This is a genomic window from Sporolactobacillus sp. BBK16-2 (genome assembly GCF_059878335.1).
Genome location: NZ_CM187611.1, coordinates 242,845 through 262,776, shown reverse-complemented (window position 1 = coordinate 262,776; position 19,932 = coordinate 242,845). Strand labels below are relative to the sequence as shown.

The following is a 19,932-nucleotide window of genomic DNA, read 5'->3' as shown; positions in this document are numbered from 1 at the left end:
TATTTTTTATTGCGTATTAGTTGTAACCGAAAAAGTTACAGATGAATCTTATTAAATTTGGAGGTATTTTCTATGAAACTATTAGTTACCGGTGCCACCGGAAAGCTTGGCTCAAAGGTTGTTACGACACTCTTGAAGAATGTCCCGGCAAATCAAATTGCTGTCAGCGTACGTAATCCGGAAAAAGCAGCCGATCTTCAGGCTCAAGGTGTGGACGTCCGCTACGGAGACTTCGATCAACCGGAAAGCTTGGATCATGCTTTTGCAGGCATTGATCGGTTATTGATCATTTCTACAACCGACGACACGGAAACACGCATTCGGCAGCATACGAATGCCGTAGCTGCCGCTGAACGTGCAGGTGTAAAATTTATCGCTTACACAAGCATTGCTAATGCTCAGAAAAGCTCCAACGCACTGGCACCGACCCATCAGGCAACGGAACAGGCCATTTTAAAAACCGGCATTCCGTACTCCTTCCTGCGCAACAACTGGTATTTAGAAAATGAGCTCTCGTCAATTCAGGGTGTAATGGCAGGCGCGCCATGGGTAACCTCCGCGGGCAACGGCAAGGTAGGCTGGGCCTTGCAGCAAGATTATGCCGATGCTGCCGCAGCAGTACTCGCCGGCAGCGGCCATGAAAACACAATCTATGAACTGTCCGGCAAACTAAGGACTCAAGAAGAGCTTGCATCTGCTGTTGGCGAAGTGCTCGGCAAGAGCGTTTCAGTGGAGCACGTCGATGACAGCACCTACACGAAGCTCATGAAACAAGCCGGCGTGCCCGAATTTCTTTTACCGATGCTTGAAGGTATTCAAAAGGACATCCGTGAAGGCAGTCTTGAAGTATCAAGCAATGATTTTGAAAAGCTTCTCGGACGTCCGCTCGCACCAATTAAAGAAGCCATCGCAAAACTCGTTCAAGAAAGTTCACAGACAAAATAATGTGTACTCATAACAGCCGGCCTTCCTGAATACAGAAAGGTCGGCTGTTTCATTTGAAAAATGCCATCGTCTTAGGAATTCTGAATTTCATACGTTAATTGATCCGACACATGAGGCTGGTTAATCTGAATATAAACATCTACTCGCTGGGTATCTTTAGGTACTTCAAATTCGGTTACATGCGAAAAATCCAGCCCAACTATATCGTGAAATAGTCCAGCCTGCTTCCAATGAACAAGATAAGAATGGGATGTATGTGAATCTGAACTTTCTTCCATAAAGTCCGTAGATTGATTGTCAGGCAAAGCAGATGGTTTGTAGAATCGGTTGCCAATGGAAAGATGTTGAGGATTAAATGCCGACACACTGGCCCATGTCTGCACGGCATCGCTCGATAATTGCTGGTATTCCTGCCGGTACTGTATTGAGATCGATGTCGGCTTCATGGTTGCGGGACTATAGTCAATCCGCTCGCTCCCAACACATGCGAATTTTCGTTGTCCTTCAGAGATGAGATTCAATCTGATGCGTACGAATTTTACTCGCTGTGGTAATTTCGAATGGGTCACTTGAGACAAAGCCTGAGCATAATTCTTTTTTGAAAGTTTCTGTGAATCACTTGAAGTAACCTTCAGATAGGTCATCGATTGGGCAACGACTTTACCTTTCAACGGTTCGAGCCGCTGCTGCTCTGCATTGGACAGATTTGCAACCGCAAAGTCTGAGAACCCGATTGTTTTCAAATCCGTGGTACTCTGATTTTCTGAGCGCAACGCTTGGTGCTTTGTCTGCAATGTTTCAGGATTTACAATAATGGAGGATTGAACAAGTTGATCTAGGTAGGTATAGCACGTATAGATAAGCAGCAAGACAGTAACAGCAGTACACGCTATTAATATTTTCTTATTAATCAGGTAACTCTCCCTTCAAGGATAGCTGATGTTTAGTATAATAATACCAAGCAATGCATTAAAAATCGAATGCGATTGGGGAGTTATTTCGTGGGTTTTAATCAAATAATTATAGGATGCGTTTTTGTCTTCTTCCGTTTCACTATTAGTACGATTGATATTCTGCCCGATGTCATCGGCTACATCTTTATCTTTTACGGAACGCGCGCCTTATTATCCCATTTCCATAATGATCGGTTCATGAATGTAAAACGGGCCAGTCTGCTGCTCATCATTCTATCAGCGCTCGATCTCTTTATCCATCATTCCGCGGTTCTAGATGGCGTCATTGACAACACTCAGCTAAGCGGCAGACTGTTTTCCTATTTTTATTTTGTCGTTACGACCGTCCTGCTTACTTTCTCTATTTATCACTTGTGCAAGGGCATTGAACAAGAAGCCCAGGGTGTTGAAAATACCGAACTCGCTTCAAAATCAACATGGACCTACCAATTCTGCTTCTCATACCAAATCGTAACCGTGATTTTCAACACGACCGCTCTTTTCATCGGAAAAGAATCACTGGAACTCAATCTAAACGGAACAACAGGAACGATACTATTTGTCGTACTCTTTTTTTACATGATATCTGCTGCCGCCCAAGTGTTCCTTCTATTGAATAATGCGAAGAAGGTATTTGCCCATTAATAAAAAACAGAACCGCCCAACACATTGCGAGCCGTTCTGTTGCTTGATATCTGATTGTGGAACCGTGAAGCTGTTACCTATCAGCCACAGCATCAGTGATTTGCTGCTGGTCATAGGCCTGCAAGGTTAGAAACATAATGACGTAGAGCACGAGCGGAATCCAAACGTAGTTCACATTGATCATCGACAACGTCGCCGCGTTTTGCGCATGATTGGAAACATAACCGGACAGATGGAACAGTCCTGCAGTAATCATGCCGCCGATTCCGAGTCCCATATTGACCCCGAAATCATCGGTAGAAGCCAGAATACCTTCAGCCTGGACACCCATAGCCGTACCGTATCGAATCGTGTCGGCAATCATAATGGAAACAAGACCGATGATGATTCCGTGCCCGACAGAATTAATAAACGTTCCGGCAAACAGAGTTGCCAGAGAATGCGCATAAACCCCGACAGTCAAAATGACCTGACCGATAAAAGCAGTAACGATTCCGGACAGCATCGTCTGCTTCTTACCATGCTGTTTGGCCAATCGTATAATCAGTATAACTCCAATCAGGGCCGCCAACGTAAAGCTGTTTGCCAGCGGGACTAAGTCTTCGCGACCCAAGGTATATTTGAAATAGTAGATCGTGGTCTGATTTTTCAATGCAGTAACAAGCCAGTAAAGGAAAATCACCGCGGAAATGATTAGCCATGGCCGATTTTTGCGGAGCATGCGCATCACTACCTTAAACGGCTGATGTGCTACGTCAGGCTTGCTGATCCGCTCATGCACGTTGAAAAATGTATTGAGAATCAACAATAACGAAATCAACCCAAACACACAGATGGTCAGCAGGAAGCCCTTTTGCTGATCGCCGCGTCCAAAGAAGGCAACGAGCGGCAATGTGAAAACCGCAATAATAATTTGGACCGAGCTGCCGAAAAATTGTCGAATGACCCCAAGCAGTGTCAATTCCTGCTCATTTTCTGACAAAGCAGGCAAAATGGACGTAATCGGCAGATTGACCGCCGTATAAAAGAAGCCTAATCCCAGATAGGTTACGTAGGCCCATACAAGTTTACCTGACTGCGAGAAATCAGGCGTCATAAAAGTCAAAACGGCAAAAATGACATAAGGCAGAGCGTACCAAAGAAAGAACGGTCGGCTTTTGCCCCAGCGAGAATGCGTATGGTCGATCATCACCCCAATAATAAAGCTTTCCACAACATCGGCAATCCGGGCAACGATGAACAAAATCGCTACCGCCCCTGGATTTAATCCATAAACATCGGTATAAAAGAACAACAGGTACGTGGTTAACATTTGAAAGACCAGATTGTCGGCCGCATCGCTTAATCCATAGCTGATGCGTTCCGGCCAGGCCGTTTGCCATTTTCGTTTCATAAGCCATCTTCTTTCCAAAGAAAACAAGAAGGCACCAAATGGTCAGCGCCACTTGGTGCCGTTTCATTTCATTGTATGTGCTTGGTCAGCCGATGGTAAACTTCATCGCCTATAACGTCATTAGTCCACATCCAGACGATGTGTCCCAACGCTTCGGAAATATGTTCCTCCGTCGGCTGCTCCTTCGCTGACGGTACGGTTTTCATTGCCGGCATAATACCCAGGTGAAAAGCTGCCCAGACGGTGAGACCAAATACCGATCCTCCGCCTGCTTTGATTTTCGGTTCATATTGAGCAAGCACCTGATAAAGTACGGCAAATGACGTGGAAAAACCGAAGTGGACTAAATAACTGACCCATGGCATATCTTGTTCTGAATATCGATATGCAGCGTGTGTGGCTGATTCAGGAACACCCATTTGCTGCAGTAATTTCTGAGGCGGATTCGTTGCGTCACGTTTTGGAGTCCGCGGCGGCAGAACGTTTTCCCAGCCAAATTTGACGAGTCCGGAAATGAGCCCGGCGACAACTCCTGCTTTTATGGCTGCATTTAATTTGGAGGACTGTTTCTTTTTTAAAGCCATGTCTCCAGCTCCTTCTCTGTTGCTTACTTATTGTTAGTCTACCAACTAGTATAATCAATTCTTTCATTTAAGTGGTGCATTATGCTTTTGGGTTATTCATTTGCTATGGATGTGAGTGCACAAATGCAATTGTACCCTACATTTTATTAAGTTACAGTTGCTTCCAACAAAGGCCCTATTAATCTCAACAACATACCTGCCCATTTTCTCTCCATGCTATAATGAGCACGGAATGCAGACTTCAATTTATGAAATGAATCAGTGAGGTGCACTCATGCCAACACGAAGAATTACTCTTTCCAGCACGGTCAACACACGAGATTTAGGTGGTTATCCAACCCTTGACGGCAGAACGACAGCATTTGGAAGAATCATCCGCAGCGATGCACCGCAAGCATTAACCCGAGAAGATCTTGCATTATTGAAGAAATTAGGTGTTACAGCAGCACTCGATTTCCGTTCCAAACCGGAAACAGAAAAATTACCAAGTGCCTTCGAACAATCTGCTGATTTTGATTACTTTCATTGCCCGTTTGCATTTGGCAATCGCAATCCAGCCTCTAAGGCAGAAGTTCCCCTGCTGTACGCGGAAATGATCGATGATCTTCCGGCAATCAAGCGGATTCTCAGCATTATCGCTCGGCAAGAGGGTTCAATTTTTATCCACTGCTATGTCGGCAAAGACCGCACAGGTGTAGTAGCTGCGTTGCTTTTGCTTATTGCCGGCGTCGGCATCAGCGACATTCTGGCTGACTACCAAGTCTCCTATACTTATTTGCGGCTCAGAATACGTGAATTGCTGCATGAACATCCGGAACTTCCTGATTTCACTGGCCGATCCGATATGGAATATATGGAAGTGGCCCTGGATCATTTTTTCAAGACCTACGGCAATATCCAAGACTATCTTCAGAAAGTCGGACTGCATCCGGATGAAATTACAGCGCTGAAAAATAGGCTATTCTAAAAGTTCTCCCCGTTATAAATGATGATACAATCTCAGTCCTCAACGAATAAAGTCACGAAACGATTGGGATTAGCCCGATTAAAAATAGGGTATGATGAACGGGTTAGTTAAGGATCGGTTTGGGGTATCTTAATATCAACCTGACTAAAGACAGGTATACCATAAAGTGAAAAATGAGGTGATTTCAATGAGCGTGCATGTGCACCCATATATTATTATGAATGGCAATGGACAGGAGGCTGTCCGATTCTACAAAGACGCGCTTGACGCAGAAGTGGTCGGCATTCAGACCTTTGGTGATATGCCTGAAGAACCGGGCTTTACAGTTCCCGAAGAGGCAAAGCATCGCGTTATGCATGCCATGCTTAAAGTGGGCGATTCGTTCATCATGCTATCCGATACATTCCCTGGTCAACCCTATCAGTTGGGAGACCAGGTAAACATCGCCGTCCTCCTAGACGATACCGAAAAATCCAAAAAGGTGTTCAGCCATTTGCAAGAAGGCGGCACCATCCTTATGCCGCTCCAAGAAACGCCATGGAGTCCGCTCTACGGGCAAGTAAAAGACAAGTTCGGCATTACTTGGCAAATTTCAACCGAACCAAAATAAAAATCAAATTGACAAAAGGGGGGCATCTTAGCGTCATTTTTTTGACGATAAGACGCCCCCCTTTTTAATGAACGAGGAAAAAATGATCCGACTGTCTTATTTCCGCCGCAGAAAAGTTGAAATGAGATGACGACTCTAATGCCGGCGATGCAATACTCTTATTTTTTCGTATCTTTAACCGCATGGCGAATTTCTTTTTGATTTAAGCGTAAAACTTTCGGATTATAAAGTACTAAAGGAACGGCTTCCTCAACAACTTCACTAAATTTTAACCCGTACCAAATAGCCGGGGAAGTCGTGATATTTTGTAGAAAGATACGACCTCCGATCAATAAACGATCCCAGCGATTCATCTTTGGATCTGTCGCTAAATCCATTAACTGCTGCGTGGTGACAACAAATTTGAAATCACCGACACGCCTATTTTTAAGCGTTGTATATTTAGGATATTGCGTATCAATGACTTTTTCATCAATAAGATCATTGACGATCTGCCGAACATAAATATTAACATGTTGTGAATTCTTAAAGCCCAGATAGAGCTGTACACTAATAATATTACGAGTACCCAGCATATCTACCGTATACTGGCTCTCATACGGAGCATCCGTTTCATTAACCGTTACAAACCAATACACTTTTGCCCGTTTCGGTCGCTTATCAAGAATTGAATACAGGACTTTCCGTTTAATGCTGTAATGTGGACCGATTTTGGTCATATAAACTAAGTTCGTACTATAAAGCGGCTCCGTGCTGTCCTTACTCAATTGAACTAACTGTTTACGATAATCCAATAACGAAACATATTCACTTGTGCGTTCATAATTTTCACGCTGCTTGTTGCCGAAATACCAAACAACCATAACCGAAAGAATCACTAGTGTAATTAAAAGTGTCAAGTAGCCCCCATGGACAAACTTAACGAGGCTTGCCATCAGAAAGAGAACCTCAATCAAGCCAAAGAATAGAACCATCCCAAAAGCAACTGCTTGATTAAGCCTGCTCTTGATAAACTCAAACAGCAGCAAGGTGGTCATCAACATGGTTATGGTTATTGCTAACCCATAAGCGGCCTCCATATGCTGTGAGGTTTGAAATAACCAGACAATAATGAGTGTACTGACACACAAAAACCAATTAACAGTTGGAATATACATTTGACTTCGCGTGTTACTTGGACGTTTAATCAACATTCGAGGCAGAAACTTTAAACCAATTGCTTCATTTACTAATGTATAACTGCCTGTAATCAACGCTTGCGAAGCAATGATTGCTGCCAAGGTCGCAAGCACAATGGCAAATAACCTTATTTGATCCGGAAGCATTTCATAAAAAGGATTAACATCAAGAAGATTACGATAAGCCGCACTCTGGTAATGACCGATCACCCATGCGCCTTGCCCCATATAGTTAAGCATCAGCATAAGCGACACAAAAGGCCAGCTGCCATAAATATTTTTCTTTCCAACATGGCCCATGTCCGAGTAAAGTGCTTCTGCACCGGTCGTTGCCAGAAATACACTTCCAAGTATAAAAATACCTGCTTTATTTATCGGACTGAATAAAAACTGAATCGCATAGTATGGAGATAGTGCCCTTAAAATTTCTAAATGTGTCAGCATATTCATAAAACCGAGGACACCGATAAAAACGAACCATAGAAGCATCATTGGCCCAAAAGACCGCCCGATTACCTCTGTTCCAAAGTGCTGAATCAAAAACAGGCCTAATAAGATCGCCGTCACAATGAGAACGACAACGAATTGATGATCACTAAATTCAAGTGGACCAATATGCTGCCCTTTTAACCCTTCGATCGCTGATGTTACAGACACAGCCGGTGTTAACGTTCCATCTGCTAAGAGCGCAGCGCCACCGATGAGTGCAGGAAAGGTCAGCCAACGGGCACGATTGCGAATTAAAGCATATAAAGCGAAAATGCCACCTTCATGATTATTATCTGCGCGCATCGCAATAAGGACATATTTTACTGTTGTAATGATCATAAGTGTCCAGAATATCAATGAGATCGAGCCAATAATATATTCGGGTACGGCATACCGCATTTTTCCAGTATCTGAAATAATCGCATTTATCACATACAACGGTGAAGTACCAATGTCACCATAGACAATCCCCAACGTAACCAACATCCCACCAATCGACAAGCGTTGGTTCATTTTACTATCCATTAGTTTATTGATCTCCTCGCAAAAGTATTTTTTTCTGTACCAATCACGGGCACTTCATTAAAAAATGAAACGACAAAAAGGCCACAGAGAATCATCCCCGCGGTCGAATTAATTTTCGATCATCAGTTCACACCCTCTCTCTTAACGCTTACGAAGTTAGCTGTCGGATTCGGACCATGAGAGTAGCCCGTCCTTACGTTGAAGGATTCACCCCAAGTGATGCCCAGCATCACAAAGTTGGTTCCCCCGCTCCTGACGGATTCAGCGAATAAAGAATGATTTAATTTTCGAGGCTATTATACGCTTGGCAGTTCATGATGTAAAGAAGAACAATACAGAGGATGTGGTCATTTCTGCCTCCAGTCTATATTTTGGTTCTGATCGAAATCCTTTCAAGACTGCCTCTAATTGAAAACTGGTTGGCTGGCAGCAACGGACGAATCACCGTAGCTGTTTGCATTGGGTTCGGACTCATTATCAATCGGGTAATGTCACCATAAGGGCGGAAAAAGGTAACCGGTACCCTATCATTTGCACCGAATAAATCAAACGTTTGATTAAGACCAATCGTGATTTGAAAAACCGGGTCCAGCCCGGTCCTTAATTAAGTAACGCGGCCGGAATAAAATAAGCGGAGATTTTCCGGTTATATGCATCATGGCGCTTGGTTCACAGGTACATAAGGGTAATTTTTCCGCTTATGCACAGAAAAACCCTCCATTTTCACGTTTTTCGATTCGATAAGCGGAATTTTTCCGTCTATTCAAGCAATTTTTTCATTAATTTTCTAAATAAGCGGAATTTTTCCGTTTATTTCTCAGATTGGGCGCTTACCTGATCGCCCAACCGAATCTTATGACCTTATCGTTGTACCGGCAAGGCAAAACGCTATACTTTCTTAACGTGTAAGAAAGGCTAAATCCCTATGGATTCAGCCCAGTTTTGGATTAACTAATACTCCCTCACCTTAACAAGCAGAAAGAGCCCACTGATAGATCGCATTATAGGTTTGGATAATATGGCTTATAGATGGGATGGCTATAGTAAGGAGGTCTAACAGCAATAGTTGGGGTGGTCCAGCTATACTGTAAATAATCGAACGTTAATTCAGTTTCCACGTTTTCCAATAAACGTGTGACCTGAGGCATAAATTCAACGCGCATCTTATTGTCACCTCCTTCGTTTATAAACAGTCAGCCAGCTTTTCTTCACATAAAAAAATGGCTAATCATAGCCTATGAAATGGAGGAGGCATTCGTTATGAATAATCAAAATGAGCATAACCCACAGCATCACCAATCATTATCTAAGGAAGAACTTGAGCAAATTCGTGCTTATCAAAAATGGTTTGAAGACAATAAAAAGCAAGATCCGTATCCACTTTATCCGGCGTATGGAAAAATTACTCGCTATGAAGAGGTCCCCTTGACTCAACCCGAGCAAAGACAATTGAGGCAACCTGGGCTTGAGCATTTAATGGTTCCAAAACCCATTATTGAAAACCCGCATTATAAAGGGAGTGGAAAATTAAAAAACAAAGTGGCTCTTATTACTGGTGGTGACAGTGGAATGGGGGCAGCAGCAGCGATTGCTTTTGCAAAGGAAAAGGCAAATGTTGCGATTGCTTATTTAGATGAACACGAAGACGCCAATCGAACAAAAAGAAGAATTGAGGCGTTTGGCCAAAGATGTCTTCTACTACCAGGCGATCTTCGAAAAAAAGAACAATGTGAGCACATTGTACATGAAACAATGAAAACCTTTGGCAGGCTCGATGTATTATGTAATCATGTCGGGATTCAGTTTCAGCAAAATGATCTTATGGCTATTACGGACGAACAATTTGATGAAACCTTTAAACTGAATATTTATTCTCATTTTTATACGACAAGAGCTGCGCTCCCCTATTTAAAAGGAGGCAGTTCAATTATTGGAACTGCCTCAGTTGTCGCCTACGCAGGTGAACCGTTATTAATTGATTATTCGGCTACAAAGGCAGCCATTGTTGGCTGGACCCGTTCTTTAGCAAAAAGCCTTGCCAAACGTCAGATTCGTGTCAATGCTATCGCACCTGGTCGTGTTTGGACTCCTCTTATTCCGGCGAGCTTTTCTTCTGATGTAAACGCCTTGCACGGAACAAATTTATTTAATCGCATGGCTCAACCATTCGAAGTCGCCCCTACCTTTGTTTATTTAGCATCCGATGATTCTCGGCATGTTACTGGGCAAGTTCTTCATGTAGATGGTGGAGAATCAACACATTCCTAACTTCTAGAAGGTTATCTATTAAACTGATCAGTCAAAATTTTGAGGTTACTAAGAAATTAGCAAAACCCCCTAAAATTGAATTTCATTTCAACTTTAGGGGGTCAGTTCAATCATCATCTTCTAGGTGCTTAGCCTTTCTTACTGTCATTCAAATTTCGTTACTTTGCCCATATTTTGCATTATTCCTGGTTCTCTCCCTCGTTTTTTTGCTAAATTCCATATAAAGAATTCCACAGGTAAAAAATAAAGAAGTGGTGCCAGATCTTCATTCACCGTTGGTAATGTTAATTTGAAATAAGGAACATTTTCTTTCGTATCGCTAATTAGAATAATCTTTGAACCATTACGATACAATTCGTTTGCTAACTTTAGCAAAAGACTCTGAGTTTTACCCGAAGGAGCAAAAATCAATGCACGGTGCTGGGTGCCCGTTAACTCGTACGGACCATGCCTAAATGTCCCACCTGAAAGTGCTTGTGAAAATATTCCTGTTGTTTCAGATAAAACAAGTGATGATTGTAAAGCTGTTGCTAAAGTTGGCCCACGTGCAATCAAATGAAGTGGATCCAGAGTATTTTGATCTGATATTTTTAGTGTGCTAATAAATTTATTTGTTTCATCCATTAATGATTCCGTCAAATTTGCTGTAATTGAAATCAAATTCATAATATCCTGACTTTCAATTTTTCCCGACGTTTCAATAGTATTTATTAAAAGGTGTAAAGCAAGCAAAGTGTTCATAAATGTCTTCGTTGTCGATCCTTTTTCTTGACCCGCGCAAAGCAATAAAACCGTATCAGCCAAATGAGCAAGTGTACTTTCTTTCTCATTTGTTATTGCAATAATTCGACCTACACGATTTTTAAGCGCTTTTACTGATGCGCATGTTTCAAAGCTTTCGCCAGATTGTGAGATAGCAACTACCCAAGCTTCCTGTGGTACATTTTCAATTTCATAATGTAGAAATTCTCCCGCATCATAGACATAAAAAGGAATTTTCAAACGATTGAGCCTTGTTCTTACACTTATCGGAGCAAAATTTGAACTACCCATCCCTAAAAATATGATTGGCTTCGGTGCTTTCTTGTAATCTTCACCTATTAACGACAACTCTCTGCTTCCTGCCCATGAATCATACAGATACCTCATTTTAGCAGGTTGCTCCATTATTTCTGATAAATATTTATCCATTTTTATTGATTCCTTTCTAATATATGATAGGCTGCGACTAAAGCTCCAAATAAAACGGATCGATCTCCTAAGTTCGATACAACAACTTTAGGAGGATAGAGACAAAATTTTTCAATGATGGCAACTGTGGATTGGATCCAACGTTCACGGTGCTTCATAATTACGCCACCACTTAATACAATGGTATCCAAATCAAGAAGTGTCGCTGCATTAGCGGCCGTAATGCCTAAATATAAGGCCCCCTCATCAAAAACCAATTGGGCCAAAGAGTCCCCTTTCTTCTCAAGAGCAGCTATCTCCTGACCGCTGCACCGTTTCCCACTTAGTTCATAATATCTTGTTTCGAAGCCCGAACCAGACATCAAGTACTCGAGATGACCGTAATTCAAGTGCATAGTTAGCGCTTTATCGTTCATAACCCATCTGGCAATCTCTCCTGCTGCCCCGTGGGCCCCTGTCCATAGCTGATGATTTAAAATAATCCCTGATCCAAACCCTGTCCCAATCGCAAACATAATAAAAGAGGTGCCATGATCTCCATAATAATCTTCTGCGATAGCAGCCATATTAGCATCATTCTCAATGATCACCGGCACGGAGAATACCTGCTGTAGCTGCTCGGAGATACCTAACGCATCCCAACCCGGTATATTCCAAGTGAATTCTGTTGTTTTATTATCCAGATGCACCACTCCAGGGGAGGCTAGCCCAATTGATTGAATCCTAAAACCGGTCTGTCGAATCAGTTCTTTAGAAGCTAAAATCATCCGTTCAAACGCTTGCTTTCCGCCTTTTTCAGCTAATGTAGCCACTCTTTTCTCCCCAACTATTTTCCCATCTTGAGCAATAGCAATATGAATTTTTGTTCCACCGGCATCAATTGCCAAAACAGAACCATGCATTTTCAAACTATTTGCCTCCCTGACCCGACATGGATATCCCTTCAATAAAATGACGCTGAAAAACAAAAAATAAAATCGCAACTGGCAAGGTGAAAATGACACATGTCGCCATCAAATACGCCCATTGGGTTGAGTGGACACTCTGAAACTGCTGTAAGCCAAGCGACAATGTAAAATTGTTACTATCATTCAGAAAAATCAGCGGAGCAAGGAAGTCCGTCCAGTTCGCCAAAAAAGTAAATAATGATATAGCGATGAGAGCGGGCTTAGTTAACGGGGTGATGATTTGTAGAAAGACACGAAATTCACTTGCCCCGTCAATATAAGCTGCCTCAGAAATGTCTTTTGGAATCCCCAGATAAAACTGACGCATTAAAAAAATATAGAGCGGTGTTCCAAAAAATGCTGGGACGATTAGTGGATAATAAGTATCAATCCAACCAAGTGATTTGAACATAGCATACATAGGAATCATGGTCACAATGAAAGGAATCATCATTGTTGCAATACAAAGAGCAAATAGAAAATTTCTCCCTTTCCATTCCAATCTTGAAAAAGAATATGCTACAAGAGGGACAGATACCAATGTACCTATGACTGAACCCACCGAAATAATTAATGTATTGGCCAAATATTTCATAAAAGGAATATAACTGAGCGCACGTGGATAATTGCCCCAATTAAATACTTTAAGAATAAAATTTGGTGGAAAAGTAAAAATCTCCTGATTATTTTTTAAAGAGCTTGAGATCATCCAAATAATGGGCAATAAAAATAAAAAAGTTACTATAAGCAAAAGAATATAAACAACCATTTTTCTGGTTCTTTTTCTCATGCGCTTAATCTCCCCCATAGAAAACAGATCGTTTACCAATTTTAAAAATCACAAAGGTTAGAACGAGAGTCAGAATTAAAAGACCCCAAGCCATGGCCGATGCATATCCCATGTTCATATACTGAAAAGCATTCTGATAAATATAAGTGGTGTAAAACAATGTACTATGAGCTGGTGAACCAAGCGCTTTGGGTGCAACAACAAATGCTTGTGTAAAAAACTGTAGAAAATTAATCGCACCAATCACTACATTGAAAAAAATGACAGGACTTAACATTGGAAGTGTTATTCTTCTGAATTTCATCCATTCACTAGCACCGTCTATCTCTGCAGCTTCATATATGCTTTTTGGAACATCCTGAAGCCCGGCTAACATAATAACGATAATCTGACCAGATTGCCAAAGTACCATCAAAAGTAGTGAAGCCTTTGAATATCCGGGATCAGCTAACCAACCGGGCTGAGGCAAATGAAAAAATGACAATAATGCATTCAGCAGTCCATAATCTGGATTAAGAATAAACATCCACACAATAGCAACCGCAACGGGGGGAACTATTGTCGGTAGGAACATCAAGGTACGAAAAATACCGACGCCACGTACCTTCTGATTTAATAAAACCGCTGCACCAATTCCTAAAACAATAGACAACGGAACGCCAAAAATAGTGATGTAAAAGGTATTAAATAATGATCTCCAAAAAAGTGGATCATGGATCATATGCTGGTAATTGGTTAAACCTGTCCACTGCGGCGATTGGAGAATATTGAATTTTGTAAAACTATAATAAAGTGACATCACAATTGGATACGCACTAAAAACAAGAAAACCAATAATCCAGGGAGAGGCAAAAGCTATTCCAATTAAATTTTTCTTCTTCAAAATTCCATTCCACCTCATTTATAATTCGGAATTTTTTGAATTATTTTCGCCTGTTTTAACAGAAAAGCAAAATTTAATAGTGTTTATTTTCCCAATGAACTGTTGATACTGCTGTTCAACTGTTTTAAAGCCGATTTTGCTTCCGCTTTACCCATAAGTACATCATTTTCTGTTTGTGCCAATTTATTTGTATATTCACCGCTCACCGAACTTTGCACCCATGCGTGCGCGTTCTTACTGTTAGCTAAATCCATGAAGACTTTAAAACGCTTATCTTTTGCTAGTTTAAATTCAGGTACTTTTTTCAGTTGCGGAAGATTATTTATCAGATCAGCAAATGTGCTAGCAATTTTGGGATTACTCGTCTCCCATGCAATAAAATCATAGGCTTCCTGAACATGCTTCGATCCTGTTGGAATCACCTGAGCATTGGTGTCAATAAAGCCTACATTCCCGTGAATTTATACCTATGATGGGATCATCACGCCAAGCTCTTTGTACAGATCCATTTGTTTCTTGGTCATTTCACCAATTGATGCATCATGACCAGGTTGCCGGAATTGTTCAATGACATCTAAGTCATCAAGAACTTCTTGAAGTGTGTATCGTTTGAAGAGGTCATGATCGCTCATGGCTTTTTTTATGTACGAAAGATAGAACAGAGCAATAAACTGAACGAATAATTTGCCATCTAAGTTTTCCTCGGAAGAAACTGAGGTTCGTCTTAGATTTAACCGTTCTTTTAGATTCCCAAAGGCTTTCTCAATCATATCTTTGGTTCGGTAAATGTTAATGGCTTCAATGGGATCTTTGATCCCATTGGAGAGTAAAGCGAAATACCCATAATCCTGTTCCGCTTTTTCAATAGCTTCCTTTTTGGGTGTTAACGTAATACCTCGGACAGGTGTTTCTTTAACCATGTAGTATCGGGTATACAATTTTTCATGATCTGGATTTCGACGACCTGAAATTAATTCTTCTTCAAGCACATCAAGGAGTTTATTAAAAGCCATTTTATCATCGGTGGCTTTTTGATCATTGTAGTAAAGATGCAGATAAACCCGTTTCTTGGTTTTAATTACTTCACCAGAGCGTTTTTGAAGGCTTTCATAATTCCAATCGGTCATGAAGGATTGATAGTAAAGACCGATAGTCGACTGATAATGAGGCCTCGAAACCATAGTAGCCCGAACATCTGCTAATTTCTTTTGAACAAATTTCAGTGAAGTACGCACACCTATAAGAAACTTGAGATGTTTTTCGTAGAATGCATTAATATTCTGCTCACTGTAGAATCCACGATCCATCACAATCTTAGTTTTCTTTTTCCCGAACAGTTCAAACTCCTTCAAAAGGTGCTGGATCGTTTTCACATCTGCGATGTTCCCTGGAAGTTTACGGTATGACACAGGAAGACCGGAGGTCTCACCAAACAAAAGAGCCATATTAATCTGTGGTAATGGATCATGGTCTTTGTTTTTTCCGTATTTCACTTGTTTCAAAGACTTGGAGTATGAAGAAATAGAGGTGGTATCATACGCTAAATACTCCTCTTGAATGCGGCGCTCAGCTTGTCGGTGAAAAAACTGCTGTTTGGCATCCTCAGTAATTGAACCAAAAAGATCGCTACTCCGTTGTGACGGGATATTTTTACCGAACGGATGAACATGTGTCCGTGCCCATTTGGGAAAGCGGCTTATTGAGTTTCGATCCTCCATGACTAAATAATAGGCTACCGACAGAATCTGCTTGTAGGTATCAGGAAAACAACGTTTGAGGTCCTCAGTAATTCCCAATTTTGTGCCAATGGTATCAAACAAATAGGTTGTTCCGTAAAATCGGCGTTCCGCTCGCTCTGTCGGAACTGGGCCTGGTTTTTTGGCGATCAATTCTTTCATCGTTTCGGAATATTTTTTGGAAGGGACGAAGTCCCCTGTTACGGGATCCAGTTTTCCAATGCACTTCCGGTTATTTCGTGCTTGTTTTTTTTCTTTATCCCAGTATCCTACTGATTCATAAACATAAGTGACACCATTCTTTTTATTCTTTAGATAGACAAGTGACATGAGAACGCCTCCAAACATTGGTATAATTATACCAATGTTTGGAGATAATGTCAAGTGAAAAAGCGTCCAAATCTCAATAATATCAAGGGATTTGGACGCTTTATTGTTATAAAATACCGGGAATGCAGGATAAAGGTTGTCCCTTTTGCAGATGAATTGGATACCGGTGCAGGAAAAGGTGCTACGCCAATATCCTTTGAAAGTGAAGGTACGTTCTGCTTGATATATGCAAGTGCCCATGGCCCATCATATACCATGGCAAGTTTTCCAGATTCAAACAGATCTTGCGCCGTCAGATAAGCACCTGCCGATTTCTCAAAATTAGCGACATTTTGAGCCCCATACTTTTTATAAAATTCGCTTTCCCAATTTAATGCCTTCACATTCTCCGATCTATCCGCTGTTGCTTTGTTCTTTTCAGTATCAAACCAATCACCGCCAAAGAGCCACCCATAATTTTCAAGCCCAACTACCTGACCGTTTGTTTGTCCTGGATAATTAGGCAGGAAACCCATTTGGGTTATTTTCCCTTTTGAATTTACTTTTGTTAATTTATCCGCATATTTTGTTAGTTCTTCAAGCGTACTAGGCGGATTTTTAAGTCCTGCGCTTGCCAAAAGCTTTTTATTATATAGAAGACCGACATTAAAATTCATAAATGGCAATCCATATGGATTTCCTTTATAGGTCACCGGTTTCCAAGAAGCTGGAACAAATGCGTCTTTTTTAAAATCCTTATCTTTATTAATATACGGCGTCAAATTAGTAAGCGCTCCCTTACTTGCCCACTCACCAATTGTTGCGCTGGATCCTAAATCAATGATATCCGGCGGATTGCCTCCAGAGATTGCAGTCAAAATTTTTGAATTATCCGTTACGGGGATCTCTTTAATTGTTATATTTGGATGCAGTCGTTCATATTCTCGAATGACCTTTTTGAGGACCGCTTCTTCATGTCCCCCGCCCCACTGTTGCCACATTGTTAATTGGATCTTTTTATTTTTATCATTGCTCGAATTTGAATTTCCACAGCCTGAAAGAATCGAAAATATCATGACAACCGACAGGATACAAGCCCCAATTTTTTTTATTTTCATTAATGTTACCTCCCTGTTTTTTTGGGGGAAATCAGCACCAATTTTGGTGAATATCTTCCTGTTTCGACAATAAATCTGAAACGATCTTTTCGATAAATTGACTCCACATATTCGATTGGTCTATCCTTGCTGTAGCTGACAGCTTTTCTTAAAAATGCAGGAATCAAATCGTGTACTTGCAACAACAATGCCTGGTTGTGCGTTAAAATCACGGGCTCAAATTCTTGGGTTGATCGAGTGAGTTCAATTCGGTTCTCAGTCAACGCCTTATAAAATGATTGATCCGAGAAGTCCATATTGGTCAGATTCGGAAAAATGTTCAATGGTACATAAACATTTTCCAAAAGAATTGGCAACCCATCTCCTTGACGAATCCGATATAAATGAAAAAGCGGTGTCCCAATCTTGACTTCTAGTATTTTTGACTCATGTTCTCCCGCAGGAATCGTTTCTTGTGTCAATAAGGCTGAACTTGGTTTGATCCCCAATTCTTCCATATCAGTCGTAAAACTTGTCAGAACACCCACCGGCTGATTAATCTTCGTTGGCATTGACGCAAAAGTACCCTTCCCTGCTTGTCTTTTTACCCACCCTTCATTTGCAAGTTCCTGCATCGCTCTTCGAATCGTTATTAAACTGACTTTATATTTCTTAGCCAGTTCTGCTTCAGAAGGAAGCAATGCGCCAGTCACATAAGTTTTGTTCTGAATACTTTTTAATAGATAGTCATGAATTTGAATGTACAATGGAATTTTTTTGTTCATAATAATATAATATTATACTATTACGAACTGATAAATAGTTTTTAAAGAATCTATTTAATATATACACTCATTCACTAGACCCTTATTTCCATCATCTTGCTCCCTCCTATATTCAGAAAATTATTTTCTTTTTCATACATTATAATATTATAATATTATACTTTTGTAAACATTTTTTTGAAAAATTAGCAAACTTCTTTTGGCTTTTTCGATTGGAATCTAACTTAATTTAACCAAAATTTTCGACAAGTGCCAAAAAGAGGTGTCTCAAAGTCAAATAGCGACCTTAAGACACCTCTTTTCTTTTTGAAATAATCTATGCGTACAATGCTAATATTTCTAAATCCACTGAGCACTTCTTCTTATTTTTCACTTAATAAACTTCATCGGATCGACGGCACCGTTATGCGGCGGCGGATTCCATTGTCCGTCATACAATTCGAAGTGCAGATGTGAGCCAAAGGATTCACCTGTATTGCCCATTCCGCCGATATCCTGACCTTTACTCACTCGGTCGCCTGCAGAAACATGGTAACTGTTAAGGTGGGCGTATACGGTGGTGAATAAGTGACCATTAATCTTATGCGAGATCATGACTGTATTCCCGTAACTGGACGAATGATACGCTCTAAAAACAACGCCGTCCGCAGCGGCCATTACCGGTGTCCCCTCACTACTCGCGATATCAATTCCGGGGTGAAAACTGTTGTCAAAGGAACGTTGACCAAATCCGGAGGAAATATAGCCCTGAGCCGGTTTTATAAAATCCGCTTTACTGTCAGACAGATTCTCAAGGTCGGCGGATTGACTGCTTAGTGCACGCGTTTGTGCTTCCGCAACTTCTGTTTCTTCATTCTTATCCATTTCTTTTTCTTTTATTTTCGATGCTTCTTTTTTCAATAACGCGAGTTGACTGCGTTGATCCTCTTCCTTTTTAAGAAGCTCGGTCTCCAGATCCTTTAATTCTGCCAAGCCGTTCTTTAACTGACTTTGTTCATCAATAAGCGCCTGTTGATTTGCGGCCCGGTTTGCCTTGTCTTGCTTTTGATCATTGAGCATGTTTTGATCGTTTTCCGAAATTGTTTTTAACGCAAACACTCGATCTATGAAATTTCCAAAACTCTCTGAACCAAGCAGAACATCAAGATAGTTTGCGGATCCTTGATTGAGATACATGGTTCGAACCCGCTTTTTCAATAATTTGTCCCTGCTGTCGATCTGCTTGTTCAGTCGTTTAATCTCTTCCTTCATCCACTTCGATTTTTCACGACTTTCTGCTAGTATTTCCTGCTTGTCTGCCACCGCCGTCTTAATCTTCTTCACTTGATGATCCGAGGCCTTGAGCTGCTTAATAACCACATCTTGTTGCTGTTGATTCTCAGAAAGCTGATCCGATTGTGCATGTACGTCCATAACGCCGACGAAGCCCATGACTAAAGAAAACATCAGCCCCAGTGCTATTGCTGTATGTATGTGTTTCCGATTCATGATCCCTTTCCCCTCTAGTACTTTTCTCTGTTTGTATCGCTTCAGGCGGATACCCTCAGCAAAATTCTATGTTCACATCATAACAACCTAATATGACACAATAAGACATGATTCGATAACAATCTAGTTACAAAAAAAGCGCCCTTCTC

At 41.1% G+C, this 19,932-nt stretch carries 18 protein-coding genes and 1 riboswitch; of the genes, 5 read left to right on the top strand and 13 right to left on the bottom strand.

Annotated features, from left to right (window positions below):
• Positions 1-72: 72 nt before the first annotated feature.
• Positions 73-945, top strand: a complete 873-nt coding sequence (locus AC6F33_RS01440) for an SDR family oxidoreductase (RefSeq protein ID WP_255749515.1) — start codon at positions 73-75, stop codon at positions 943-945.
• 71 nt (positions 946-1,016) lie between these two features.
• On the opposite strand, the gene AC6F33_RS01435 is transcribed toward AC6F33_RS01440, so the two are convergent.
• Positions 1,017-1,814: a hypothetical protein gene (locus AC6F33_RS01435; protein WP_500777580.1), complete on the bottom strand. Its 798-nt coding sequence runs from the start codon at positions 1,812-1,814 to the stop codon at positions 1,017-1,019.
• A 132-nt stretch (positions 1,815-1,946) separates the two neighbouring features.
• Between AC6F33_RS01435 and AC6F33_RS01430 the strand changes: the two genes are divergently transcribed.
• The gene (locus AC6F33_RS01430) at positions 1,947-2,543 is read left to right on the top strand and encodes a hypothetical protein (protein ID WP_500777579.1); all 597 of its coding nucleotides are present in this window, start codon (positions 1,947-1,949) and stop codon (positions 2,541-2,543) included.
• A gap of 73 nt (positions 2,544-2,616) precedes the next feature.
• Here AC6F33_RS01430 and AC6F33_RS01425 read toward each other — a convergent pair whose 3' ends face one another.
• Entirely contained in the window at positions 2,617-3,936 is a 1,320-nt protein-coding gene (locus AC6F33_RS01425) for an MFS transporter (RefSeq protein WP_255749518.1), read from the bottom strand.
• A gap of 68 nt (positions 3,937-4,004) precedes the next feature.
• Positions 4,005-4,520, bottom strand: a complete 516-nt coding sequence (locus tag AC6F33_RS01420) for a YagU family protein (RefSeq protein WP_255749519.1) — start codon at positions 4,518-4,520, stop codon at positions 4,005-4,007.
• A gap of 274 nt (positions 4,521-4,794) precedes the next feature.
• Here AC6F33_RS01420 and AC6F33_RS01415 point away from each other — a divergent pair, with 274 nt between their 5' ends.
• Both AC6F33_RS01415 and AC6F33_RS01410 read left to right on the top strand, forming a co-directional pair.
• Positions 4,795-5,487 (top strand): tyrosine-protein phosphatase, encoded by a 693-nt coding sequence (locus tag AC6F33_RS01415; RefSeq protein WP_500777578.1) that lies wholly within the window; start codon positions 4,795-4,797, stop codon positions 5,485-5,487.
• Between the two features lie 187 nt (positions 5,488-5,674).
• Positions 5,675-6,097 (top strand): VOC family protein, encoded by a 423-nt coding sequence (locus AC6F33_RS01410; protein ID WP_255749521.1) that lies wholly within the window; start codon positions 5,675-5,677, stop codon positions 6,095-6,097.
• Between the two features lie 158 nt (positions 6,098-6,255).
• On the opposite strand, the gene AC6F33_RS01405 is transcribed toward AC6F33_RS01410, so the two are convergent.
• Entirely contained in the window at positions 6,256-8,289 is a 2,034-nt protein-coding gene (locus tag AC6F33_RS01405; protein WP_500777577.1) for a KUP/HAK/KT family potassium transporter, read from the bottom strand.
• A 129-nt stretch (positions 8,290-8,418) separates the two neighbouring features.
• Positions 8,419-8,566: riboswitch (cyclic di-AMP (ydaO/yuaA leader) on the bottom strand.
• Between the two features lie 983 nt (positions 8,567-9,549).
• Here AC6F33_RS01405 and AC6F33_RS01400 point away from each other — a divergent pair.
• On the top strand, positions 9,550-10,557 hold the full coding sequence (locus AC6F33_RS01400; protein WP_500777576.1) for an SDR family oxidoreductase: 1,008 nt from the start codon (positions 9,550-9,552) through the stop codon (positions 10,555-10,557).
• Between the two features lie 144 nt (positions 10,558-10,701).
• On the opposite strand, the gene AC6F33_RS01395 is transcribed toward AC6F33_RS01400, so the two are convergent.
• From AC6F33_RS01395 to AC6F33_RS01355, 9 genes are all read right to left on the bottom strand, one after another.
• Positions 10,702-11,748, bottom strand: coding sequence for an SIS domain-containing protein (locus AC6F33_RS01395; protein WP_500777575.1), 1,047 nt, complete (start codon positions 11,746-11,748; stop codon positions 10,702-10,704).
• Positions 11,749-11,750: 2 nt separating this feature from the next.
• On the bottom strand, positions 11,751-12,650 hold the full coding sequence (locus AC6F33_RS01390; protein ID WP_500778124.1) for an ROK family protein: 900 nt from the start codon (positions 12,648-12,650) through the stop codon (positions 11,751-11,753).
• Positions 12,651-12,657: 7 nt separating this feature from the next.
• The gene (locus AC6F33_RS01385; protein WP_500777574.1) at positions 12,658-13,485 is read right to left on the bottom strand and encodes a carbohydrate ABC transporter permease; all 828 of its coding nucleotides are present in this window, start codon (positions 13,483-13,485) and stop codon (positions 12,658-12,660) included.
• Positions 13,486-13,489: 4 nt separating this feature from the next.
• Positions 13,490-14,368 carry a carbohydrate ABC transporter permease gene (locus AC6F33_RS01380; protein WP_500777573.1) on the bottom strand — a complete coding sequence of 293 codons (879 nt, stop codon included), beginning with the start codon at positions 14,366-14,368 and terminating at the stop codon, positions 13,490-13,492.
• A gap of 83 nt (positions 14,369-14,451) precedes the next feature.
• Positions 14,452-14,790 (bottom strand): hypothetical protein, encoded by a 339-nt coding sequence (locus AC6F33_RS01375; protein ID WP_500777572.1) that lies wholly within the window; start codon positions 14,788-14,790, stop codon positions 14,452-14,454.
• A 45-nt stretch (positions 14,791-14,835) separates the two neighbouring features.
• Entirely contained in the window at positions 14,836-16,434 is a 1,599-nt protein-coding gene (locus AC6F33_RS01370; RefSeq protein WP_500777571.1) for an IS1634 family transposase, read from the bottom strand.
• A 50-nt stretch (positions 16,435-16,484) separates the two neighbouring features.
• Complete coding sequence (locus AC6F33_RS01365; RefSeq protein WP_500777570.1) at positions 16,485-17,531, bottom strand: extracellular solute-binding protein; 1,047 nt, start codon at positions 17,529-17,531, stop codon at positions 16,485-16,487.
• 5 nt (positions 17,532-17,536) lie between these two features.
• Positions 17,537-18,295 (bottom strand): GntR family transcriptional regulator, encoded by a 759-nt coding sequence (locus AC6F33_RS01360; RefSeq protein WP_500777569.1) that lies wholly within the window; start codon positions 18,293-18,295, stop codon positions 17,537-17,539.
• 369 nt (positions 18,296-18,664) lie between these two features.
• Positions 18,665-19,783, bottom strand: coding sequence for a murein hydrolase activator EnvC family protein (locus tag AC6F33_RS01355; RefSeq protein WP_480948079.1), 1,119 nt, complete (start codon positions 19,781-19,783; stop codon positions 18,665-18,667).
• Positions 19,784-19,932: the final 149 nt, after the last annotated feature.

What these genes read in the sequence shown, in the direction of transcription:
- AC6F33_RS01440 (WP_255749515.1), top strand. Translation starts at nt 73, where the DNA reads ATGAAACTATTAGTTACCGGTGCCACCGGAAAGCTTGGCTCAAAGGTT.
- AC6F33_RS01425 (WP_255749518.1), bottom strand. Translation starts at nt 3,936, where the DNA reads ATGAAACGAAAATGGCAAACGGCCTGGCCGGAACGCATCAGCTATGGA.
- AC6F33_RS01420 (WP_255749519.1), bottom strand. Translation starts at nt 4,520, where the DNA reads ATGGCTTTAAAAAAGAAACAGTCCTCCAAATTAAATGCAGCCATAAAA.
- AC6F33_RS01415 (WP_500777578.1), top strand. Translation starts at nt 4,795, where the DNA reads ATGCCAACACGAAGAATTACTCTTTCCAGCACGGTCAACACACGAGAT.
- AC6F33_RS01410 (WP_255749521.1), top strand. Translation starts at nt 5,675, where the DNA reads ATGAGCGTGCATGTGCACCCATATATTATTATGAATGGCAATGGACAG.
- AC6F33_RS01405 (WP_500777577.1), bottom strand. Translation starts at nt 8,289, where the DNA reads ATGGATAGTAAAATGAACCAACGCTTGTCGATTGGTGGGATGTTGGTT.
- AC6F33_RS01400 (WP_500777576.1), top strand. Translation starts at nt 9,550, where the DNA reads ATGAATAATCAAAATGAGCATAACCCACAGCATCACCAATCATTATCT.
- AC6F33_RS01395 (WP_500777575.1), bottom strand. Translation starts at nt 11,748, where the DNA reads ATGGATAAATATTTATCAGAAATAATGGAGCAACCTGCTAAAATGAGG.
- AC6F33_RS01390 (WP_500778124.1), bottom strand. Translation starts at nt 12,650, where the DNA reads ATGCATGGTTCTGTTTTGGCAATTGATGCCGGTGGAACAAAAATTCAT.
- AC6F33_RS01385 (WP_500777574.1), bottom strand. Translation starts at nt 13,485, where the DNA reads ATGAGAAAAAGAACCAGAAAAATGGTTGTTTATATTCTTTTGCTTATA.
- AC6F33_RS01370 (WP_500777571.1), bottom strand. Translation starts at nt 16,434, where the DNA reads ATGTCACTTGTCTATCTAAAGAATAAAAAGAATGGTGTCACTTATGTT.
- AC6F33_RS01365 (WP_500777570.1), bottom strand. Translation starts at nt 17,531, where the DNA reads ATGAAAATAAAAAAAATTGGGGCTTGTATCCTGTCGGTTGTCATGATA.
- AC6F33_RS01360 (WP_500777569.1), bottom strand. Translation starts at nt 18,295, where the DNA reads ATGAACAAAAAAATTCCATTGTACATTCAAATTCATGACTATCTATTA.
- AC6F33_RS01355 (WP_480948079.1), bottom strand. Translation starts at nt 19,783, where the DNA reads ATGAATCGGAAACACATACATACAGCAATAGCACTGGGGCTGATGTTT.